The following is a 19,769-nucleotide window of genomic DNA, read 5'->3' on the forward strand; positions in this document are numbered from 1 at the left end:
CCTACTTCCGCATGACCGCGGGTTCGTGGCGGCGCAGCAGCCGGGAGACGACGTGTCCGAAGAGCACGGAGAGCACGATCAGCATGCCGATGTTCAGCAGCCACACGCCCGCCGAGTGCTTGAACAGCGGGTCGCCGGTGAGGTCGCCGGGGACGATCCGGGCGAGGCCGATGGTGCCGGCCATCGCGCCGAGCGCCCAGCGGGAGGGCACCAGCCAGGAGAGCTGTTCCAGGCCGGGCACGCCGTCGAGCTTCAGGAGGGCGCCGCAGAAGACCACTTGGACGATGGCGAGCAGCACGAGCAGCGGCATCGTCACCTCCTCCTTGCGGACCAGCGCGGAGACGAGCAGGCCGAGCATCATCGCCGTGAACGCCAACAGGGCGACGACGATCGTGATCTCGGCGAGGGGTGGCAGCAACACGCCTTCGCCGCCGGGGGCGTTGAGGTCGACGCCGAGGAGCGCGACGAGGGTCAGGACCACCGCCTGGACGACGGTGATCGTGCCCAGGACGACCACCTTGGACATCAGGTACGCCGATCTGGACAGGCCGACGGCTCGTTCCCGCTGGTAGATGACCCGTTCCTTGACCAGTTCGCGCACGGCGTTCGCGGCTCCGGTGAGGACGCCGCCGACGCAGAGTATGAGCAGGGCGTTCATGGCGGTGTCGCGCGTGAGCTGACTGCCCGCGAGGGCCCTGGCCATGGCGCCCATCACGAACGGCAGGGCGATCATGATGACGAGGAAGGTGCGGTCGGCGCTCAGGGCCGCGGTGTAGCGGCGGATCAGGGTGCCGAGCTGGGCGCCTCTGCTGCGGGGCCTCGGCGGGGGCGCGATGACGACCGGCTCGGAGCGAGGAGTACGGGGCTGTGCGGTGGCCTCGGTGACGTACTGGTGCCGGAACGGCGAGCGGCCGAAGTCGCCTGCCCAGTCGCGGTCCTGGTCCCTCTCGAAGGCTTCGAAGGCCTCGGGCCACTGCTCGAAGCCGAAGTAGGCGAGGGCGTCCTCGGGCGGGCCGTAGTAGGCGATCCTCCCCCCGGGTGCGAGGACGAGGAGGCGGTCGCAGACGTCGAGGCTCAGGACACTGTGGGTGACGACGATGACCGTACGGCCGTCGTCGGCGAGGCCGCGCAGCATGTGCATCACCGAGCGGTCCATGCCGGGGTCGAGACCGGAGGTCGGCTCGTCCAGGAAGAGCAGGGACGGCTTGGTCAGCAGCTCCAGGGCCACGCTGACCCGCTTGCGCTGGCCGCCGGACAGGCTGTGCACGGGCTGCCCGGCGCGCTGTTCCAGGCCCAGCTCGCGGATGACCTCGTCGACCCGGGCCCGGCGTTCGGCCTTCGCGGTGTCCTGCGGGAAGCGCAGTTCGGCGGCGTAGGACAGGGCGCTGCGGACGGTCAGCTGGGCGTGCAGGATGTCGTCCTGCGGGACCAGGCCGATGCGCTGGCGCAGTTCGGCGTAGTCGCGGTAGAGGTCGCGGCCGTCGTAGAGGACGGTGCCGTGGTCGGCGGGGCGCTGGCCGGTGAGGGCGTTGAGGAGGGTGGACTTGCCCGCGCCGGACGGGCCGACCACCGCGAGCAGGCACTTCTCCCCCACCGGGAAGGAGACGTGGTCGAGGAGGGTCTTGCGGCCGCGGTCGACGGCGACCGTGAGGTCCTGGACGTCGAGGGAGACCTCGCCGGTGTCGACGTACTCCTGGAGCGTGTCGCCGACCAGGCAGAACGCCGAGTGGCCGATGCCGACGATGTCGCCGGGGCCTAGGGGGGCGCCGGTCACGGGCCGGCCGTTGAGGTAGGTGCCGTTGTGGCTGCCGAGGTCGACGATCTCGTACGTGCCGTCGGGCAGGGCGCGCAGTTCGGCGTGGTGCCGGGAGACGACCAGGTCGTCGACGACTAGGTCGTTGTCGTCGGCGCGGCCGATGCGGACCGTGCGGGTGGGCAGCGAGCGTACGGCGGTGGGCTGCCGGAAGGTGCCGGTCAGGCCCGGCATCGAGACCGCCGAGGGGCGCTCTGGGGCCGGGAGGCCGAGGAGTACGGCGCAGGGGCCGTCGGAGGCGCTGCCGAAGCGGATGACGCTGCCGGGGCCGACGTCCCACTCATGGACGCGGCGGCCGTCGGCGAAGGTGCCGTTGGTGCTGTGCTCGTCCTCGAGGGTCCAATGGTCGGCCTCGGGTCGCAGCACCGCGTGGTGCCACGAGACCCGGGCATCGTCGATGACGATGTCGCTCAACGGATCGCGCCCGACGTGGTAGTCGTGGCCCGGACTCATCACCGTGGAGCCGGTGTCGGTCTCCAGGACGAGTTCGGGCGCCGTCGGTGCGACCGGCCGCTCCACCATGCCAGAATTCTACCGATTCACCCCATTGGCCGCCTGATGACGGCGAGGGCGGCGACCGCGCGGCCCGGACCGGCGGCTCAGGCCACGGGCGTGAACAGCGTCGACGCCATCCGGTGCATTCTCAGGGCATCCACGGACTCGGCGAGCAGTTCGTACTCGGTGGTGTCGTCGCTCGCGGCGATCCGCACCAGCCGGCCCGCCGCCAACTCGTCGGCCACCAGCTCCTGTTGGTACATGTCGGCGCACCAGGCCCGCATGACGGCGGGCACGTCGAGCACGGCGTCGCCCACCGGGGCCAGGGCGCCCGCCGGGAAGTGCTCGGCCTCCGGCTGCGGGTCTAATCGGTCCGCGATCCAGGAGGCCCGGTCCCGTAACCACCACAGGGCGAGGGCGAGGGTGGGCGCTCGGTAGGTTCCGAGGGGTACGCCGATGCGCCGCCCGTCGCAGATGCCGTACCCCGTGACATGGCACAGGAATTCGTCGTGCACGATCCACTCCCCCGCTTGCTCCGTTCGACTGCCGGCAGGGCCTCGCTTTCCGTGCGGCTCAGATGCGGTACGTGGCTCTCGCTGCGGTACGTGACGGGCACTTCGCTCGATGTGAAGGGCCTGTCAGTCGAGTATGTTCACTACAGAAACACTGTCACCACATCTTTTTGGCCAGTCTCCTGGCATATTCACCCTCCCTCCTGGCCGAAACCTGACGGGTACACGCCCAAACATCATTACCCGGGGGGTAATCGACGGTCGCGATCCGTACGGGCAGGGTTGTCCCACCAGGTCCCACCAGCACGGATGACCTCGATGGAGGCTGATGTCCCATGTCCGCGAACACGACTCGTCACGAGAGCGCCGTCGCCCGCTATTTCGAAGCCTGGAACGCCCGGGAGCCGGAGGCCCGCGCCAAGGCCGTGGCGGCCGCCTGGGCGGTGGGCGGCGGTTACACCGACCCTCTCGCCGACGTGGTCGGCCACGACCGGATCGCCGCGGTGATCGCGGCGGCCCACGAGCAGTTCCCCGGCTTCTCCTTCCGTCTCACCGGCGCCGTGGAGGGACATCACGACACCGCGCGGTTCGCGTGGGAGCTGGTGAGCGAGGCGGACGGCTCGGCACCCGTCGCCGGATCCGATGTCATCACGCTGGCCGGCGACGGCCGGATCAGGTCCGTGCACGGGTTCCTGGACCGGGTGCCCGCGAGGGCTTGAGGGGCGGCCACGAGGAGTTCTCCCTCGCCTGATCAGCTCTCCACGACGGGGATGGCGAGGTACTTGTACTCCAGGAACTCGTCGATGCCGACACGTCCGCCCTCACGGCCGAGACCGGACTGCTTGACCCCTCCGAACGGCGCGGCCGGGTTGGAGACCAGACCGGTGTTGATGCCGACCATGCCGGTCTCCAGCCGCTCCCCCACGCGTAGGGCACGGTCGAGGTCGCGGGTGAACAGATAGCCCACCAGGCCCCATTCGGTGTCGTTGGCGGCGCCGACGACCTCCTCCTCGGTGTCGAAGGTGAGGACGGCGGCGACCGGCCCGAAGATCTCCGCCTGCATCAGCCGCGACTCCGGGCGGACCCCCGTGATCACGGTCGGCGGGTAGAAGTGCCCCGGCCCGTCCGGGACTTCACCCCCGGTGAGCACCTTCGCCCCGCGCGTCACGGCGTCCCGGACCAGCCCGTCGGCCTTGGCGCGTCCAGCCTCGTCGATCAACGGGCCCACCTGGCTGGCGGGTTCGGTGCCGGGGCCGACGGTCAGGGCCGACATCCGCTCGGCGAGCCGGGTGGCGAACGCGTCGGCGACCGAGCGGTGGACGAAGAAGCGGTTCGCGGCGGTGCACGCCTCGCCCATGTTCCGCATCTTCGCGACCATCGCGCCGTCGACCGCCCGGTCGAGGTCGGCGTCCTCGAACACGATGAACGGGGCGTTCCCGCCCAGCTCCATCGACGTCCGTACGACGGTGTCGGCGCACTGGGCGAGCAGCAGCCGTCCGACCTGCGTGGAGCCGGTGAACGACAGCTTGCGCACCCGCCCGCCGCGCAGCAGGGGCTCGATCACCCCGGCCGCGTCCGTGGTGGTCACCACGTTGAGGACACCGTCCGGAAGACCCGCCTCCTTGAGGACGCCGGCGAGCGCGAGGCTGGAGAGCGGGGTCTGCGGGGCGGGTTTGAGGACCATGGTGCAGCCCGCCGCGACCGCGGGACCGATCTTGCGGGTGCCCATGGCCAGGGGGAAGTTCCACGGGGTGATCAGCAGACAGGGGCCGACCGGCTGGCGCATGACCAGTACGCGGTTGGCTCCGTCGGGGGTGCGGGTCAGGCCGCCGTCGATGCGTACGGCCTCCTCGGAGAACCAGCGGAAGAACTCGGCCGCGTAGGCGACCTCGCCGCGCGCCTCCGCCAGGGGTTTGCCCATCTCCAGGGTCATCAGGAGAGCGAGGTCCTCGCGCCGGTCCAGGAGGATGTCGTAGGCACGGCGCAGGATCTCGCTGCGTTCCCTGGGTGCGGTGGCGGCCCAGGCCCGCTGCGCCGACACGGCCGCGTCCAGGGCGCGCCGGCCGTCGGCGGGCGAGGCGTCGGCGACCTCGCACAGGCGTTTCCCGGTCGCGGGGTCGTCCACGGGGAAGCGGGCGCCGTCGGTGGCGTCCTGCCAACCGCCCGCGATGTGGAGCTGCTTGGGGACGGTGTCGATCACGTCGGTCATGTGTGGGTCACCTCTCATCGGGCCGTGGCCGCGGCGACCGCCGCCGACCACGCACGCAGTCCTTCGTCGATGGACGCCGCGTCGACGATCAGCGGCGGGATCATGCGCACGACGTTCCCCCAGGGACCGCAGGGAAGCAGGAGCAGCCCCTCCTCGACGGAGGTCCGCAGCACCTTCGACGCCGTCCCGGCGTCCGGCTCCCCGGCCTCGGTGACGAACTCGCTCGCCAGCATCAGTCCGAGGCCCCGGACGTCCCCGATGCCAGGCGTCTTGGCGGCGACTTCCTCCAGGCCCGCCCGCAGCCGGGCGCCCATGGCGGCCGCGTTGGCGACCAGCCCCTCCTCCTCGACGACGTCGAGCGTGGCGAGGGCGGCGGCACAGGCGACGGCATTGCCGCCGTAGGTGCCGCCCTGCGAACCGGGCCGCGCCCTGTGCATCAGCTCGGCGGGGGCCGCGATGCCGGACAGCGGGAAGCCGCTGGCCAGGCCCTTGGCGGTGATGAGGATGTCGGGGCGGACGTCGAAGTGCTCGTGGCCCCAGAAGCGTCCGGTACGGCCGACTCCGGTCTGGATCTCGTCGAGGACCAGCAGGATGCCGTGCCGATCGGCGCGCTCGCGAAGTCCTTGCAGGAAGGCGGAGTTGGCGGGGACGTAACCGCCCTCGCCGAGGACCGGTTCGACGAAGACCGCGGCGGTGTCGTCGGGGTCGGAGACGGTCTGGAGCAGCTGGTCGAACTCGCGCAGCGCGAAGCGGGTCGCCGTCTCCTCGTCCCAGCCGTAGTGGAAGGCGTGCGGGAAGGGCGTGATGACGACGCCGCCCATCAGAGGCCCGAAGCCGGTGCGGACCTTGGTGCCCGAGGTGGTCATCGACGCGGCGGCGACGGTACGGCCGTGGAAGCCGCCGTGACACACGACGACGTTGGGACGGCCCGTGGCCTGACGGGCGAGCCGCAGTGCCGCCTCGACGGCCTCGCTGCCGGAGTTGACGAAGAAGAGGCTGTCCAGGCCCGCCGGCAGCACGTCACCGAGCCGCTCGATCAGGCGTTGCAGCGGGCGGTGCATGACCGTCGTGTACTGGCCGTGGATCAGGGTGGCCACCTGTTCCTGGGCGGCGGCCACGACTTTGGGGTGGCAGTGTCCGGTGCTGGTGACGCCGATTCCCGCGGTGAAGTCCAGATAGCGGCGGCCGTCGGCGCCGAACAGATGGACTCCCTCGCCGCGTTCGGCGACGACGGGGGTGGCCTGGCGCAGATGTTCGGACAGTTGGGTCATACGGCGGCTCTCCCACGGCAGGTGAAGGTGCGGGGTACACCTGTCACCCTGTGGCCACGGGGACGCCAGGGTCAACGGGGCCTGGGCACCGGCGCGACACCGGTGCCCAGGCCGTTCGACCTCACGCGCTCGCGTGCGCGCAGGTCACCGCTTGATGATCGCGTCGATCCTCGCCAATTCCTCCGCGTCGAAGTCCAGGTTGGCGATCGTGCCCACGCTGTCCTCGATCTGCTTCGGGCTGCTCGCGCCGACCAGCGCGGAGGTGACGCGGCCGCCGCGCAGGACCCAGGCGAGGGCCAGCTGGGCGAGGGTCTGGCCGCGGTCCTGGGCGAGGGTGTTGAGTTCGCGGAGCTGGGCGACCAGGTCCTCGGTGAGGGCGTCCGAGTTGAGGAAGGGGCTGTCGCTCGCGGCGCGGGAGTCCTCGGGGATGCCGTCGAGGTAGCGGCCGGTCAGGACGCCCTGCTCCAGCGGGGAGAAGACGATGGAGCCGACCTGGAGCTCGTCCAGCGCGTCCAGGAGGCCGCCGTCCTCGGGGCGGCGGTCCAGCATGGAGTAGCGCGGCTGGTGGATGAGGAGCGGGGTGCCCAGCTCGCCCAGGATGCGGGCGGCCTCGCGGGTCTGCTCGGCCGAGTAGTTGGAGATGCCGACGTACAGCGCCTTGCCCTGCTGGACCGCGGTGTGCAGGGCGCCCATCGTCTCCTCCAGGGGAGTCTCCGGGTCGGGGCGGTGCGAGTAGAAGATGTCGACGTAGTCCAGGCCCATCCGCGTGAGGCTCTGGTCCAGCGAGGACAGCAGGTACTTGCGGGAGCCCCACTCGCCGTACGGGCCGGGCCACATCAGATAGCCGGCCTTGGTGGAGATGATCAGCTCGTCGCGGTAGGACGCGAGGTCGGCCTTGAGGGCCTCGCCGAACGCGGACTCGGCGGCGCCGGGGGGCGGGCCGTAGTTGTTGGCGAGGTCGAAGTGGGTGACGCCGAGGTCGAAGGCGCGGCGCAGGATGGCCCGCTGGGTCTCGACGGTACGGTCCGCCGGACCGAAGTTGTGCCACAGGCCGAGCGAGATCGCGGGAAGCTTCAGGCCGCTGCGGCCGGTGCGCCGGTAGGGCATGTCCGCGTAGCGGTCGGGGTGTGCGGTGTACAACGCGACTCCAGAGGGGTTGGCACGGTTTACCTCGGGAACCACGGTCGCCTGAGAGCCGGGGTCCGAGATCCTGTGTCCACTCTTTCGCGACCTGGGGGCATTGGTCCAACAGAAGAATCCGATGGAATTCAGCGGATAGGCTTCTCAATCATGGAACTGCGCCATCTCCAGCATTTCGTGGCGGTCGCCGAGGACCAGCACTTCACCCGGGCCGCCGAGCGGCTGCTGGTGTCCCAGTCGGGCCTGTCCGCGTCCATCCGGGCGCTGGAGCGGGAGCTCCAGACCCCGCTGTTCGTGCGGACCACCCGCCGGGTGACGCTGACCCCGGCCGGGCGGGCGCTGCTCGGGGAGGCCGAGCGGATCCTCGCCCAGGTGCGCTCGGCGCACGAGGCGGTGGCCGCGGTGCAGGGGGTGCTGCGCGGGATGCTGGCGATCGGCTCCGAGCAGTGCATCGCCGGGCTGCACGTGGCGGGGCTGCTGGCCGCGTTCCGGCGGCGCCACCCGGACGTGGAGATCTGTCTGCGCCAGGCGGGGTCGGCCGCGCTCGCGGAGGAGGTGGCGGCCGGACGGCTCGATCTGGCCTTCGCCGTGCGGGCCGCGCAGGAGGACACCGACCAGCTGCGAGTCGTACCGCTGTCGAGCGAGCCGATGACCGTGCTGTGCCATCCGAGCCACCGGCTCGCCGCCGCCGGTGCGGCCGTGACGCCGGAGGACCTGGGCGGTGAGGTCTTCGTCGACTTCCATCCCGACTGGGGTCCGCGCCACACCACCGACGCCGCCTTCGCCGCCGCGGGCCTGCGCCGGAACGTCGCGCTGGAGGTCAACGACGTGCACAGCCTCCTCGACCTGGTGGACGAGAACCTGGGCGTGGCCGTCGTGCCCCGGCACTTCCGGCACAAGCGGGAGGCGCTGACCGCGCTGCCCGTCAAGGGCGCCGGGGAGTCGGTGTACGAGACGGTCGCGCTGCTGCCGCCCGCGCAGGCCACGAGCCCGGCGGCCCGGGCGCTGATGGCTCTTCTGGAGAGTGAGGGGGCATAGCGGGCCGGAATGCGCGAGGGTGGACCCCATGCATGCAAAGGACATCCTCATCGACGCGTACACCCGCATCCAGGAAGAAGTCCACACCGCCGTCGAGGGCCTGACCCTCGACGACCTCCACCATCGCCCCGGCCCCGACGCCAACTCCGTCGCCTGGCTGATCTGGCATCTCACCCGCGTCCAGGACGACCACGTGGCCGGCGGCTTCGGCCTCGACCAGGTCTGGCTCACCCAGGACTGGGAGAAGCGCTTCGGCCTCGGCCTCGCACCGCACGACATCGGGTACGGCCACACCTCGGCGCAGGTCGCCGAGGTGCGGGTCGACTCCGCGGACCTGCTCACCGGCTACTACGACGCCGTGCAGGCCCAGACCCTCGAAGCCCTGCGCGGGCTGGCGGCCGAGGACCTGGAACGGGTCGTGGACACGAACTGGGATCCGCCGGTGACGCTGGGCGTCCGGCTGGTGAGCGTCCTGTCCGACTGCTGGGAGCACGTCGGGCAGGCCGCCTATCTGCGGGGGCTGCTTCAGAGCGCGTAACCGGGCAGAACGACGTCCTCGATGAGGGCCTTGCGCTCGTCGAACGGGATGAAGGCGCTCTTCACCGCGTTCACCGTGACCGTGCGCAGGTCCTCGACGGTCCAGCCCGCCTCCTCGACCAGCAGGGACATCTCCCGGGTCATCGTCGTCCCCGACACCAGCCGGTTGTCGGTGTTGAGGGTGACCCGGAAGCCGAGGTCCTTCAGCGCCGTGATGGGGTGCTCGGCGATCGAGGTGGCCGCGCCGGTCTGGAGGTTGGAGGTCGGGCACATCTCCAGGGCGATACGGCGGTCCCGGACCCAGCCCGCGAGCCGGCCCAGCTTGCCCGCCGCGAGGTCGGGGATGTCCTCGGTGATCCGCACACCGTGCCCGAGGCGCTGGGCTCCGCAGACCTGGACGGCCTGGTGGATGCTGGGCAGGCCGTGCGCCTCACCGGCGTGGATGGTGAAGGGCACGTTCTCGCGCCGCAGGTGCTCGAAGGCGGCCAGGTGGTCGGCGGCCGGGAAGCCGTCCTCGGCACCGGCGATGTCGAAGCCGACGACACCGGCGTCCCGGAAGGCGACGGCCAGGTCGGCGGCCTCGCGCACCCGGTCGAACATCCGCATCCCGCACAGCAGGGTCCCGACCCGCACCGGAGTACCCGCGGCGGCGGCCTTCGCCATACCGGCGGCCAGGCCCTCCTGGACGGTCTCGACGACCTCGGCCATGGTCAGCTCGCCGTTGGTGTTCAGCTCGGGGGCGTAGCGGACCTCGCCGTAGACGACCCCGTCGGCGGCCAGGTCGAGGACGTACTCCTCGGCCGTGCGCAGCAGGCCCTCGCGGGTCTGCATGACGGCGAGGGTGTGCTCGAAGGTGGCTATGTAGCGCACCAGGTCACCGGAGTTGGCGGCCTCGAAGTACCAGGCTGCCAGTTCGTCCGGGTCGGTGGTGGGCAGGGTGTGCCCGACCTCGGCGGCCAGTTCCACGACGGTCGAGGGGCGCAGGCCGCCGTCGAGGTGGTCGTGCAGGACGGCCTTGGGGAGGCGGCGGATCACATCGGCGTCTACGCGCGTAGCGGTCATGGCGGGGTCTTTCCTCGAACAGGGGGGCGGGAGGGTCAGGCGGCGGGCTGGAGCAGGTCCCAGCGGTTTCCGTACAGGTCCTGGAAGACGGCGACCGAGCCGTAGGGCTCGTGGCGGGGCCCCTCCAGGAAGGTCACTCCGGCGGCGAGCATGCGGGCGTGGTCGCGGGCGAAGTCGTCGGTGTGCAGGAAGAAGCCGACGCGCCCGCCGGTCTGGTCCCCGACCCGGCCCCGCTGGGCCTCGTCCTTGGCGCGGGCGAGCAGCAGGTCGGTGCCGCCCTCGCGCTCGTCGGGCCGTACGACGACCCAGCGGGAGCCGTCGGGCCGCGGGGTGTCCTCGACGAGCGTGAAGCCGAGGGCCTCGGTGTAGAAGCGGATCGCCTCGTCGTAGTCGTCGACGACGAGGGTGACCAGGGCGATGCGTCTCATCGAAACCTTCCGGGACGTGCGGTTGACGGGAGAGGTTATACGTAAAACGTCGTGGACGCCAGTCCGCTCCGGAGGCCGCTCACGAGGCGGGTGCGACAGGCCGGTGATCACCGGCGAGGCCGCGGAAATTCGGTGGAACGGCGCCGCCCCGTGCGATTACCTTGCTGCCGAACCGAGTTCCCCAGGTGAGGACGTGCCGTTGTACACCGTGTGAGACCCCCCGAGAGCTGATCGGTCGCGCGTCGCGCTTGTGCGCCGCGCTGCTTCTTGCTGCGGACTTCTCACCGAAACGGTGTCCTTCTGTGCTCAATGTCTGGGTGGTCATGCCCACCTGCCTGCCGCTCGTCCTCCGCCGTTGCCACACCTGCGCGTCGGACCGCTTCCGCGCGAACGGCAAGTTCCGTGTCAACGCGCACCACAAGCTCATCGACGCCTGGCTGCTCGTGCTCTGCACCGGCTGCGGGGAGACGGCGAAGCTCACGGTCCTGGAGCGGACGAACGTACGCTCCGTACGGCCGGAGCTGCTGGACCGGATGCACGACAACGACCCTGCCCTGGCAGCGGAGTTGCTCCAGGATCCGCTCCTGCGGCGCCGCAATCGCGTCGCCCTCGACTGGACGGACGCCTGGCGCCTCGACACCAGCGGTTCGGATCACTCCTCGCCCGATCCGATCGACATCGCGGTCCGCTTCGCGGCCCGGATTCCGGTCCGGCCGGTACGGCTGATCGCCGAGGGTCTGGGTCTCTCCCGGGCCGAGGTCGAGCGTCTGGTCGCGGAGGGGAACGTCGTCTCGGCGGTCCGGCTGGGCGGCCGGCTGTCGGGGGACTTCACCTTCACGCTGAAGCGTTGAGGGGCTGATGCGTTGAGGGCGTGACGGGCTGAACCGCTGAGGGGCTTCGGTGCCTCGGTCCGGGGTCTTAGGGCCCAGGACCGAGGCACCGGCCCCGGATGCCCGGTAGCGTCCCGCCCATGACGATCACCGAGAGCCGCACCCTCGAACAGCGCAAGCGTGACGTACTGGCCCGGCTGGAGCGGGAGACGGACATCTGGGTGGCCTCGGCGGACGGCGACGGGATGCCGTGTCTCGTCGCGCTGTGGTTCGTCTGGGACGGGGAGTCCGTCTGGGTGTCCACGCGGATCACCAATCCCACGGGCCGCAATCTGCGCGACGGCGCCCGGACCCGGCTGGCGTTCGGCGACACCCAGGACGTCGTGCTGATCGACGGGGAGGTGCGGACGTACGGCGGCCAGGACGTGCCGGCCGCGGCGATCGAGGCCTTCCGGGCCAAGACGGGCTGGGATCCGCGCGAGGACAGCGCGGCCTACGCCTTCTTCCAGGTGCGCCCGCGCACGGTGCAGGCGCTGCACGGGGTGCACGAGATGCGCGGGCGGTACGTCATGGAGGACGGCGTGTGGGCCGTATGACCGCTCAACCCGCCTTGTGATGCAGTGAGTCGAGCGTGTGCAGTTCCTCGTCGGTGAGCCGGAGCGCGCCCGCCGCGATGTTCTCGGCGAGGTGGTCGGGGTTGCCGGTGCCGGGGATGGCGAGGACGTGCGGGCCCTGGGCGAGGGTCCAGGCGAGGCGGATCTGGGCCGGGCTCGCTCCGTGGGCCCGCGCGACGGCCAGGACCTTCTCGTCGTGGTCGGCGGTGGCGCCCTGCGATCCGGCCTCCCCCGCGATGGCGAAGAACGGCACGAAGGCGATGCCCTGTTCGCCGCAGATCCGCAGCACCTCGTCGGTGGCGGGGTTGCCGGAGCCCAGCCCGAACCGGTTCTGCACGGACACCACCGGCGCGACCGCCTGGGCCTCGGCGAGGTGGCGGGGCTCGACGTCGGAGATGCCGAGGTGCCGGATCAGGCCCTTGTCGCGCAGATCGGCGAGGGCCCCGAAGTGCTCGGTGATCGAGTCCTGGCGCATCCGGCGCAGGTACACCAGGTCGAGGTGGTCGCGCCCCAACTGCCGCAGGTTCTCCTCGACATGACCGCGCAGGTCCTCGGGGCGGGCCGAGGTCCCCCACTCCCCCGCGTAGTCCCGGAAGGGCCCGACTTTGGCGGCGACGAGGAGGCCGTCGGGGTACGGGGACAGCGCGCTGTTGATGATCTCGTTGGCGGAGCGCAGCGAGGAGAAGTAGAAGGCGGCGGTGTCGATGTGGTCGACGCCGAGCTCGATCGCCCTGCGCAGCACGGCGATCGAGCGCCCGCGGTCGCTCGGGGTGCCGTGGTGGAAGGCCGCGCTGCCCGTCAGCCGCATCGCGCCGAAGCCGATGCGGTTGACGGTGAGATCGCCGAGTGTCCAGGTGCCTGCCGCGTCCGCGGTGATCGTTTCGGAGGTCATCGGCGGATGATGACACATCCACGGACCCGCCGACTCCGGCCTTCTCCGAACTCCTACCTTCGCTGCGCGGCCAGCCGGATGGGCGCGTTGGCCGCGCCGAACCCGGAGTAGCCGCCGGTGCGCTGCACGAACTCGAAGAAGACGTGGCCGACCGTCTCGGTGTAGCAGTGCCGGAACTCACCGCCCCGCTCGTCGCGGTCGTAGAGGATGCCGAGTGCGCGATACGTCTCCAACTCCCCCTCCGCGAACTCGAATCGCGCCTCCAGGTCGTCGTAGTAGTTCGCCGGGACGCGCAGCAGACCGGCCCCCGCCGCCCGGAAGCGGCGCACCGCGGCGACGACGTCCTCGACGGCGAACGCCACGTGCCGGGCCCGGGTCTCGCCGTCCTCCTCCGGGGTGGGCGCGAGGTTGAGGACCAGCCGGGGGCCGTCGGCGGAGGCGGAGAGGGCCCTGCTGCGGAACAGGCCGTAGGGGTCGGCGAGTTCGACGGTGTCGTGCGGGCTGAGGCCCAGGACGGTGCGGTGGAAGAGGACCGACTCGTCGAAGTGGTGCCAGGGCTGGGTGAGGGCGAGGTGGTCGATGGCCGTCACATCGGCGGGGCCGCTCTCGGCCGTGTACGCGAAGTCATCGGTCCAGCTGGGGAGTTCGGGACGGCCGGTGGCGCAGAAGAGGACCTCGGTGCCGTCCGGGGCGGCGACGGACTCCAGCGGTACGTCCTGTGCGGTAGGGCGCTTGGGCAGGGCCGGGGCGAGCAGGGCCTCGGCGCGCCGGGCGGACGCCGCCGGATCGGCCGTCTCCAGGCCTACGGCGGCCAGGGTGGTGTCGGTGCGGCGGCCGGCGGAGCCCGTGTTGACCAGGACACGGGCCTCGCCCTGCTCCCAGAGGTCGACGGGCTTTCCGTGATGGCGGGCGGTGCGGGTGAAGCCGAGGGCCGTGAGGAGTTCGCCGACGGGCTCGGGGTCGCTGGTGGCGAGTTCGGCGAAGGCGACGCCGGAGGGGATCACGGGGGCCGGGAGCGGCGAGACCCCGGCGTTCTCCTCCAGGGCGAGCAGGGAGCGCAGTCCGTCGAGTGCCGTACGGCCCGCGTCCGCCTGGCGGAAGACGTCGTTGAAGACCTCCAGGGACAGCGGGCCGTCGTACCCGGCGTTCAGGACGTGCCGCAGGAATCCGGCCACGTCGAAGCCGCCCTGGCCCGGGAAGCAGCGGTAGTGGCGGCTCCACTGGAGGACGTCCATGGCCATCAGCGGGGCGTCGGCGAGCTGGAGGAAGAAGATCTTCTCGCCGGGGATGTCCTCGATGCCCTTGGGATCGGAACCCCGGGAGAGGATGTGGAAGCTGTCCAGGCAGGTGCCCAGCGCCGGGTGGCCGGCACTCTCGACGATCCGCCAGGCGTGGTCGTACGTGCTGACGTGCCGTCCCCACGCCAGTGCCTCGTAGGCCACCCGGACGCCGGACTCCTGGGCCAGGTCGGCGAGCCGGCTGAGCTGCTCCGCCGCGAGGGCGTCGTCGTCGAGCGTCTGCGGGGAGATGCTGGAGCAGACGAGGACGGTGTCGGCGCCGAGCCTGCGCATCAGGTCGAACTTGTGGCGGGCGCGGCGCAGGTTGCGGGCGAAGGTCTCCTCCGGGACCGCCTCGATGTCCCGCATCGGCTGGTAGAGGTCGATGCTCAGGCCCAGGTCGGCGGTGCGGGCGGCGATCTCCTCGGGGGCGAGGGGGCTCGCGAGGAGGTCGTTCTCGAAGATCTCGACCCCGTCGAAACCGGCCCGCGCGGCGGCGGTCAGCTTCTCGGTGAGGGTGCCGCTGAGGCAGACGGTGGCGATGGACTTACGCATGGGCGCGCCCGGCGTGATCCGCGCCGTCCTTCCCGACGTCCCGCGCTCGATGGCTCCCGGTGCCTTGCTCATACTCACTCCCGAGGTCGATCCAGGTCTTCCCGGCCCGTCCGGCGGCCCCCGCGAAGGCCTCCTGCGCCCCCGTGAGCGGGAAGCGGGCGTCGATCACGGCTCCGGGGCGGGCGTCGGGCAGTTCGGTCACGGCGGCGGTGAAGTCGCCGGGGTGGTCGTAGATCATCGAGCCGCGCAGCACGAGCTGGCGCCGGACCACGTCGTCGGTGGTCAGCGGCAGCCGCTCGGCGTTGAGGCCGACGAGCACGACCGTGGCGCCGGGTGCGGCCCGGTCCACGGCGGGACGCAGGGCGGGGGCGTGTCCGGAGCTCTCGAAGACGTAGGTGAATCCCGTGCGGCCGTCGTCGGCGACGGCACCGAGCCGGACCGCCCGGGCCAGGCGCTCGGGGTGCGGTTCGGTGACGACGGGTGTGATGCCGAGGCGGGACAGGATGAGGCACAGCAGCAGGCCCTGCGCTCCGGCACCGACGACCAGGCAGCGGTCCCGGTCGGCGACCCCGCTGCGGCGGACCGCGGCGCGGGCGACGGTGTACGGCTCGGCGCAGGCCAGGTCCGTGTCGGCGGCGGCGTCGGGTACCGGGTGGACGAAGGGCGCGGGGACGGCGACGCGTTCGGCGAGGACGCCGGGGGCGTTCAGGCCGACGATGGCACGGTGGGGGCAGGCGGAGGTCAGGCCGGTGAGGCAGTCGGCGCACTTGAGGCAGGCGTAGTTCGGTTCGACGACCACACGTCGGCCCACCAGGTGGTCCGGTACGTCCGCTCCGGCGGCGGTGACCCGGCCGAACCCCTCGTGTCCCATGACCCACGGGGTGGACGGGGGTACCCGCTTGCCGTGGAACACCGCCAGGTCCGTACCGCACAGCCCGACTCCGTGCACCTCGACGATCACGTCGCCGGGTCCGGGGGACGGCTCGGGCCAGTCGTCGACCGTCTCGATCCGTCCGGGTGCGGTGAGGACTGCTGCTTTCACTGGAGCTCCAAAGTGACCACTAGACGGTCCTTACGATCCACTGTGCGGTCAGCCTAGGGTGCGATGGCCCACTCGAACAAGGGCGCGGCGAAGGAAAGGGCGACGGGGCCGGCCACAGGAGGACCGGCCCCGTCCTCGCGCCGAGGTCAGACCGCGGCGGCCTTCTCGGGTGCGGCGGCCGACGCCTTCGCGGTGTCCACGCCCGGCAGCCGCAGCGCGACCACGAAGGAGACGAGGCAGCCCAGGGCGACGTACGCGGCCACCAGCGACCAGCCGCCGCCCGCCCAGATGACCAGCGAGCCTGCGATCAGCGGGGTGAAGCCGCCGCCCACGGCGCTGGCGAGCTGGTAGCCGACGCCCGCTCCGCTGTAGCGGTACTCGGCGCCGAACATGTCGGTGAACAGGGACTGCTGGACCGAGACGGCCATGTCGTGGGCCACGTTCACCAGCAGCACCGCGCAGACCACGATGAGCAGCATCGAGCCGGACTCCATCGCCCAGAAGTACGGCACCGCGCCCGCCGCCCCGATCAGCGCGCCCCAGCAGTACACCCGGCGGCGGCCGAATCGGTCGGCGAGGTAGGCGAAGGCCGGGATGGTGACGACGGCCAGGCCGCCGACCGCGAGGTTGACGTTCAGGAGGTCGTCGCGACTCATGCCGAGTTCGTCGGTGCCGTAGGACAGGCCGAAGGTGGTGACGCCGTAGAAGGTGAAGAGTTCGACGAAGCGCAGGCCGATGATGGCGAAGAAACCGGCCGGGTTGGAGCGGACCGCGGCGATCAGCGGGACCCGGGGCCTGGTGGTCTCGGACATCGCGGCGACCTTCTCGGTGAAGACCGGGGACTCCTCCACCTTGGCCCGGATGATCAGTCCGACGATCACGAGGGCCGCGCTGATCAGGAACGGGACGCGCCAGCCCCAGGCCCGGAAGGCGGCGTCGGAGGTGGTGCCGGACATCACCTTGGTGATCAGAGTGGCGAGGAGCAGACCGACCGAGGCGCCGACCTGGACGCCGCTGCTGTACAGAGAGCGCCACTTGCGGGGCGCGTTCTCCACCGCCATCAGCGCGGCGCCGCCCCATTCCCCGCCGACCGCGAAGCCCTGGGTGGCGCGCAGCACGACCAGCAGGACAGGTGCCCAGATGCCGGCCTGGGCGTAGGTGGGCAGGACGCCGATCAGGGTGCTGGCCAGGCCCATCACGAGCATAGTCAGGACGAGCATGCGCTTGCGGCCGAGGCGGTCGCCGAAGTGGCCGAAGACGATGCCGCCCAGCGGCCGGAAGAGGAAGCCGACGCCGAAGGTGGCCCAGGCGGCGAGGGTGCCGACGGCCGGGGAGGCGTCGGGGAAGAACAGGTCGCCGAAGAGAAGGCCGGCGACGATGCCGTAGAGGAAGAAGTCGTACCAGTCGACGACGGCTCCCATGAAGCTCGCGATCGCCGCCCGCCGGGCGAGGCCGGTACCTCCGGCCGCCTGCTGCGTACTGCTCATCTCACACACTCCGTCGGATGCGCTGGGCAGTGGTCTCCCGTGCCGTGCGAGCGGTGCACGGCACGGGACCACTGCGGGGATGGCTGCGGTGGGGACGGTCGTGACGCCTCGGCGCGGCCTGGGTGTGAGCGCGCCGTCGCGTACGAACCGGGCCATCGCCACGGCGGTTCGGGCGGCGACCCTGACCTCAGGTCCACTGTGCGGAACTCAAGGTCCAGTGAGCGGCACGATAAGGCGACACTTCGGGAGGCTTCAAGGGGTGTGACAAGATTTTTCGGATGTCGCGGTTTCCCTGGTCCGCAGAGCGGACTACGGTCGGAAGCGGCCGGGTGGCACCAGGACACGGGGAGGCAGCGGGTGAGCGAGGAACAGACGCGGGCGGCGGGCGACGCGGACCAGCAGGCGGGCGGGGTGCGCAGTGTGCGGCGGGCCTTCGACATCCTCACCCTGCTCAGCGAGGACCGGCCCGTGATCACCCTGCGGGAGATCACCGAGACGACCGGGCTCGCCAAGACGACCGCGCTGCGCCTGGTGCAGACCCTGGAGGAGACCGGGCTGCTGGGCTCGCACCCGTCCGGCTACACCGCGGGGCCCGCCCTGTGGCGCTGGGCCTATCTCGCCCGCGGCCAGTGGGAGGTCCCGCAGGAGACCCGCAAGGTCATGCGCGACCTCGCGGACCGGCTCGGCGAGACCGTCAACCTCTTCGTCGCCCGGGGTGTCCACCGCATCTGCGTGGCCCACGAGGAGAGCCCGCACCCGCTGCGCCATGTCGTGGACGTGGGCGACGAGCAGCCGCTGTGGGCGGGCGCGTCCTCGAAGATCCTGCTGCGGGACGCCTCCACGGCGTTCCTGCGCCGGGTCGCGGCCGTATCGCCGCAGGGCGAGGCGCTGGCCGGGCGCCTCGGCACCTGGGCCGCGGAGGCGGCCGAGCGCGGTTACGCGGTCAGCAGCAGCGAGTTCGACGAGGGACTCACCGCCGTGGCCGTCCCGGTCACGGGCCGCACCGGCAAGGTGGTCGCCTCCCTCTCGCTGAGCGGCCCCAGCCACCGCTTCCCGTACGAGGCGGTCGAGCGCTTCGCCACGGAACTCGGCGAGGGCGCCCGTCTCATCTCCGACCAGGGCTTCAGCCATCCGCTGAGCAGCGACGTCTGAGCGTTCCGGTCGCTCACCCTCTCCTACGCCCCTGCGGTCAGCCGGAGGCCTGGTCGTTGTCCTTCATCTCGCCCCAGCCGTGCCAGCGTTCGACCTCGATCAAGGCGGTCGTACGGCCCCGCTCGCGGTTCGGGTAGGGGCGGCCGCCGTAGTGGGTGGAGAGGCGGTCGATGTCGGCGAGGTCCTTGTCCTCGTACATCTCGGTGACCCGGCCGATGAGGGTGACGTGCGTATACCAGTTGTCGCCGTCCAGGACGGTGAGGGTGACGCGCGGGTCCCTGCGCAGGTGGTTCAGGCGGACCCGGCCTTCGTCCAGGTTGACCAGGACGCGGCCGTCCTCCCAGAGGTACCAGGTGGGGGTGGACACCGGTGTCCCGTCGGAGCGGAGGGTCGCCATCACACAGGGGTTGGGGCGGCGCAGCAGCTCTACGGCCTCGGGCGGCAGCGGGGGTTTCGACATGGAGGGTTCCTCCTCGGGTCGGGCGTTCCGGTCTCGGTGTCAGGCCTTCTCGTCGAAGCTCGCGAAGTAGGCGGCGGCCATGTCCTCGTCGCCGTGCCCCTGGGCGGCGGCGCGCTCGAAGCGTTCGGCGCTCGCGGCGGCCACGTCGAGGCGGACACCGCCCCGCTCCCCCGCCTCGACGATCAGCCGGGCGTCCTTGGCGGCGGTGGACACCGCGAACTGCGCCGGTGACAACCGGTCTTCGAGGACCATCCCGGACTTGGCGCGCAGGTAGCCCATGTCGAGGGGGCCGCCGTCGATGGCGTCGAAGAAGCTCTGCGGGTCCACGTCCAGGGCCTTCGCCAGGGCGAGCACCTCGCCGGCCGCGTTGGTCACCGCGAGCACCCAGCTGTTGGCGACGAGCTTCAGCCGGGTCGCGCTGCCCTCGGCGCCGTCCTCGCCCGTCCAGACCGTGCGGGCGCCGACCGCGTCGAGGACCGGGGTCACCGCGTCACGGCCGTCGACGGGTCCGGCGGCGAGGACCAGCAGCTGACCGGCCTCGGCGGGCTGGCGGGTGCCGAGGACGGGGGCGTCGAAGAAGACCAGTTCGTGGGCGCGGGCGAAGTCGGCGAGGTCGGCGACGGCCTCGATGCCGGCGGTCGTGGACTGCACCCACGCGGCGCCCGGGCGCAGCGCCTCGGCGGCCTGGCGCATGACGTCCAGGGCGGCGGGACCGTCGTACAGCATCGTCAGGACGACGTCGGCGCCGCGCACCGCCTCGGCGGGGCTGTCCGCGATCCGCACCCCGTCCGCGGCCAGCGGCCTCGCCTTGTCGGGGCTGCGGTTCCAGGCGCGGACGGTGTGTCCGGCGCGGGCGAGGTTGCGGGCCATCGCGGCGCCCATGATGCCGGTGCCCAGGACGCTCACGGTGAGCTTGTCGGTCATGACGTCAACTCTCTGCGGGGGTGCGAATGTA

At 71.5% G+C, this 19,769-nt stretch carries 19 protein-coding genes; 6 read left to right on the plus strand and 13 right to left on the minus strand.

The annotated features are described in order from the left end of the window. Position 1: 1 nt before the first annotated feature. Together G3I78_RS04450 and G3I78_RS04455 are read right to left on the minus strand one after the other, a co-directional pair. Complete coding sequence (locus G3I78_RS04450; RefSeq protein WP_164421455.1) at positions 2 to 2,335, minus strand: FHA domain-containing protein; 2,334 nt, start codon at positions 2,333 to 2,335, stop codon at positions 2 to 4. 77 nt (positions 2,336 to 2,412) lie between these two features. Continuing rightward, positions 2,413 to 2,823: a hypothetical protein gene (locus G3I78_RS04455; protein WP_164421456.1), complete on the minus strand. Its 411-nt coding sequence runs from the start codon at positions 2,821 to 2,823 to the stop codon at positions 2,413 to 2,415. A 332-nt stretch (positions 2,824 to 3,155) separates the two neighbouring features. On the opposite strand from G3I78_RS04455, the gene G3I78_RS04460 reads away from it, so the two are divergent. Continuing rightward, positions 3,156 to 3,539 carry a nuclear transport factor 2 family protein gene (locus G3I78_RS04460; protein WP_164421457.1) on the plus strand — a complete coding sequence of 128 codons (384 nt, stop codon included), beginning with the start codon at positions 3,156 to 3,158 and terminating at the stop codon, positions 3,537 to 3,539. A 32-nt stretch (positions 3,540 to 3,571) separates the two neighbouring features. Here the strand turns inward: G3I78_RS04460 and G3I78_RS04465 are convergent, their stop codons facing one another. The 3 genes from G3I78_RS04465 to mgrA all read right to left on the minus strand — a co-directional run bounded on the left by G3I78_RS04465 (position 3,572) and on the right by mgrA (position 7,440). Continuing rightward, positions 3,572 to 5,029 carry an NAD-dependent succinate-semialdehyde dehydrogenase gene (locus G3I78_RS04465; RefSeq protein ID WP_164421458.1) on the minus strand — a complete coding sequence of 486 codons (1,458 nt, stop codon included), beginning with the start codon at positions 5,027 to 5,029 and terminating at the stop codon, positions 3,572 to 3,574. Positions 5,030 to 5,043: 14 nt separating this feature from the next. Continuing rightward, complete coding sequence (locus tag G3I78_RS04470) at positions 5,044 to 6,300, minus strand: aminotransferase class III-fold pyridoxal phosphate-dependent enzyme (RefSeq protein WP_164421459.1); 1,257 nt, start codon at positions 6,298 to 6,300, stop codon at positions 5,044 to 5,046. A 144-nt stretch (positions 6,301 to 6,444) separates the two neighbouring features. After that, positions 6,445 to 7,440 (minus strand): L-glyceraldehyde 3-phosphate reductase, encoded by a 996-nt coding sequence (mgrA, locus tag G3I78_RS04475; RefSeq protein ID WP_164421460.1) that lies wholly within the window; start codon positions 7,438 to 7,440, stop codon positions 6,445 to 6,447. A 150-nt stretch (positions 7,441 to 7,590) separates the two neighbouring features. Between mgrA and G3I78_RS04480 the strand changes: the two genes are divergently transcribed. Further along, entirely contained in the window at positions 7,591 to 8,478 is an 888-nt protein-coding gene (locus G3I78_RS04480; RefSeq protein WP_164421461.1) for a LysR substrate-binding domain-containing protein, read from the plus strand. A 28-nt stretch (positions 8,479 to 8,506) separates the two neighbouring features. Further along, positions 8,507 to 9,016, plus strand: a complete 510-nt coding sequence (locus G3I78_RS04485) for a DUF664 domain-containing protein (RefSeq protein ID WP_164421462.1) — start codon at positions 8,507 to 8,509, stop codon at positions 9,014 to 9,016. On the opposite strand, the gene G3I78_RS04490 is transcribed toward G3I78_RS04485, so the two are convergent. Then, the gene (locus G3I78_RS04490; protein ID WP_164421463.1) at positions 9,004 to 10,077 is read right to left on the minus strand and encodes an adenosine deaminase; all 1,074 of its coding nucleotides are present in this window, start codon (positions 10,075 to 10,077) and stop codon (positions 9,004 to 9,006) included. The genes G3I78_RS04485 and G3I78_RS04490 overlap by 13 nt on opposite strands. A 35-nt stretch (positions 10,078 to 10,112) precedes the next feature. Beyond that, the gene (locus tag G3I78_RS04495; RefSeq protein WP_164421464.1) at positions 10,113 to 10,505 is read right to left on the minus strand and encodes a VOC family protein; all 393 of its coding nucleotides are present in this window, start codon (positions 10,503 to 10,505) and stop codon (positions 10,113 to 10,115) included. Between the two features lie 323 nt (positions 10,506 to 10,828). On the opposite strand from G3I78_RS04495, the gene G3I78_RS04500 reads away from it, so the two are divergent. Continuing rightward, positions 10,829 to 11,356, plus strand: a complete 528-nt coding sequence (locus G3I78_RS04500) for a DUF1062 domain-containing protein (RefSeq protein ID WP_164421465.1) — start codon at positions 10,829 to 10,831, stop codon at positions 11,354 to 11,356. 119 nt (positions 11,357 to 11,475) lie between these two features. After that, positions 11,476 to 11,931, plus strand: coding sequence for a pyridoxamine 5'-phosphate oxidase family protein (locus G3I78_RS04505; protein ID WP_164421466.1), 456 nt, complete (start codon positions 11,476 to 11,478; stop codon positions 11,929 to 11,931). A gap of 4 nt (positions 11,932 to 11,935) precedes the next feature. Here the strand turns inward: G3I78_RS04505 and G3I78_RS04510 are convergent, their stop codons facing one another. The 4 genes from G3I78_RS04510 to shiA form a co-directional block, all read right to left on the minus strand. Further along, positions 11,936 to 12,841 carry an aldo/keto reductase gene (locus tag G3I78_RS04510; RefSeq protein ID WP_239157628.1) on the minus strand — a complete coding sequence of 302 codons (906 nt, stop codon included), beginning with the start codon at positions 12,839 to 12,841 and terminating at the stop codon, positions 11,936 to 11,938. 53 nt (positions 12,842 to 12,894) lie between these two features. Then, positions 12,895 to 14,673 (minus strand): sugar phosphate isomerase/epimerase and 4-hydroxyphenylpyruvate domain-containing protein, encoded by a 1,779-nt coding sequence (locus tag G3I78_RS04515; protein WP_164422091.1) that lies wholly within the window; start codon positions 14,671 to 14,673, stop codon positions 12,895 to 12,897. After that, positions 14,666 to 15,715, minus strand: a complete 1,050-nt coding sequence (locus G3I78_RS53100) for an alcohol dehydrogenase catalytic domain-containing protein (protein WP_164421468.1) — start codon at positions 15,713 to 15,715, stop codon at positions 14,666 to 14,668. Before G3I78_RS53100 ends, G3I78_RS04515 begins: the two co-directional genes overlap by 8 nt. Before the next feature lie 146 nt (positions 15,716 to 15,861). Next, positions 15,862 to 17,202 carry a shikimate transporter gene (gene shiA, locus G3I78_RS04525; RefSeq protein WP_164421469.1) on the minus strand — a complete coding sequence of 447 codons (1,341 nt, stop codon included), beginning with the start codon at positions 17,200 to 17,202 and terminating at the stop codon, positions 15,862 to 15,864. Between the two features lie 357 nt (positions 17,203 to 17,559). On the opposite strand from shiA, the gene G3I78_RS52765 reads away from it, so the two are divergent. After that, positions 17,560 to 18,354 (plus strand): IclR family transcriptional regulator, encoded by a 795-nt coding sequence (locus G3I78_RS52765; protein ID WP_164421470.1) that lies wholly within the window; start codon positions 17,560 to 17,562, stop codon positions 18,352 to 18,354. 37 nt (positions 18,355 to 18,391) lie between these two features. Here the strand turns inward: G3I78_RS52765 and G3I78_RS04535 are convergent, their stop codons facing one another. Both G3I78_RS04535 and G3I78_RS04540 read right to left on the minus strand, forming a co-directional pair. Continuing rightward, the gene (locus G3I78_RS04535; protein WP_164421471.1) at positions 18,392 to 18,814 is read right to left on the minus strand and encodes a PPOX class F420-dependent oxidoreductase; all 423 of its coding nucleotides are present in this window, start codon (positions 18,812 to 18,814) and stop codon (positions 18,392 to 18,394) included. Between the two features lie 39 nt (positions 18,815 to 18,853). Continuing rightward, entirely contained in the window at positions 18,854 to 19,738 is an 885-nt protein-coding gene (locus G3I78_RS04540; RefSeq protein WP_164421472.1) for an NAD(P)-dependent oxidoreductase, read from the minus strand. Positions 19,739 to 19,769: the final 31 nt, after the last annotated feature.

Source organism: Streptomyces sp. SID13726, assembly GCF_010548375.1.
GTDB lineage: Bacteria > Actinomycetota > Actinomycetes > Streptomycetales > Streptomycetaceae > Streptomyces.

Bases quoted from the DNA above. Each gene is read 5' to 3' on its own strand.
- G3I78_RS04510 (WP_239157628.1), bottom strand. From the start codon at position 12,841: ATGACCTCCGAAACGATCACCGCGGACGCGGCAGGCACCTGGACACTC.
- G3I78_RS04450 (WP_164421455.1), bottom strand. From the start codon at position 2,335: ATGGTGGAGCGGCCGGTCGCACCGACGGCGCCCGAACTCGTCCTGGAG.
- G3I78_RS04495 (WP_164421464.1), bottom strand. From the start codon at position 10,505: ATGAGACGCATCGCCCTGGTCACCCTCGTCGTCGACGACTACGACGAG.
- G3I78_RS04470 (WP_164421459.1), bottom strand. From the start codon at position 6,300: ATGACCCAACTGTCCGAACATCTGCGCCAGGCCACCCCCGTCGTCGCC.
- G3I78_RS04460 (WP_164421457.1), top strand. From the start codon at position 3,156: ATGTCCGCGAACACGACTCGTCACGAGAGCGCCGTCGCCCGCTATTTC.
- G3I78_RS04465 (WP_164421458.1), bottom strand. From the start codon at position 5,029: ATGACCGACGTGATCGACACCGTCCCCAAGCAGCTCCACATCGCGGGC.
- G3I78_RS04480 (WP_164421461.1), top strand. From the start codon at position 7,591: ATGGAACTGCGCCATCTCCAGCATTTCGTGGCGGTCGCCGAGGACCAG.
- G3I78_RS04500 (WP_164421465.1), top strand. From the start codon at position 10,829: ATGCCCACCTGCCTGCCGCTCGTCCTCCGCCGTTGCCACACCTGCGCG.
- G3I78_RS04540 (WP_164421472.1), bottom strand. From the start codon at position 19,738: ATGACCGACAAGCTCACCGTGAGCGTCCTGGGCACCGGCATCATGGGC.
- shiA (WP_164421469.1), bottom strand. From the start codon at position 17,202: ATGAGCAGTACGCAGCAGGCGGCCGGAGGTACCGGCCTCGCCCGGCGG.
- G3I78_RS04490 (WP_164421463.1), bottom strand. From the start codon at position 10,077: ATGACCGCTACGCGCGTAGACGCCGATGTGATCCGCCGCCTCCCCAAG.
- G3I78_RS04535 (WP_164421471.1), bottom strand. From the start codon at position 18,814: ATGTCGAAACCCCCGCTGCCGCCCGAGGCCGTAGAGCTGCTGCGCCGC.
- G3I78_RS04515 (WP_164422091.1), bottom strand. From the start codon at position 14,673: ATGCGTAAGTCCATCGCCACCGTCTGCCTCAGCGGCACCCTCACCGAG.
- G3I78_RS04485 (WP_164421462.1), top strand. From the start codon at position 8,507: ATGCATGCAAAGGACATCCTCATCGACGCGTACACCCGCATCCAGGAA.
- G3I78_RS04505 (WP_164421466.1), top strand. From the start codon at position 11,476: ATGACGATCACCGAGAGCCGCACCCTCGAACAGCGCAAGCGTGACGTA.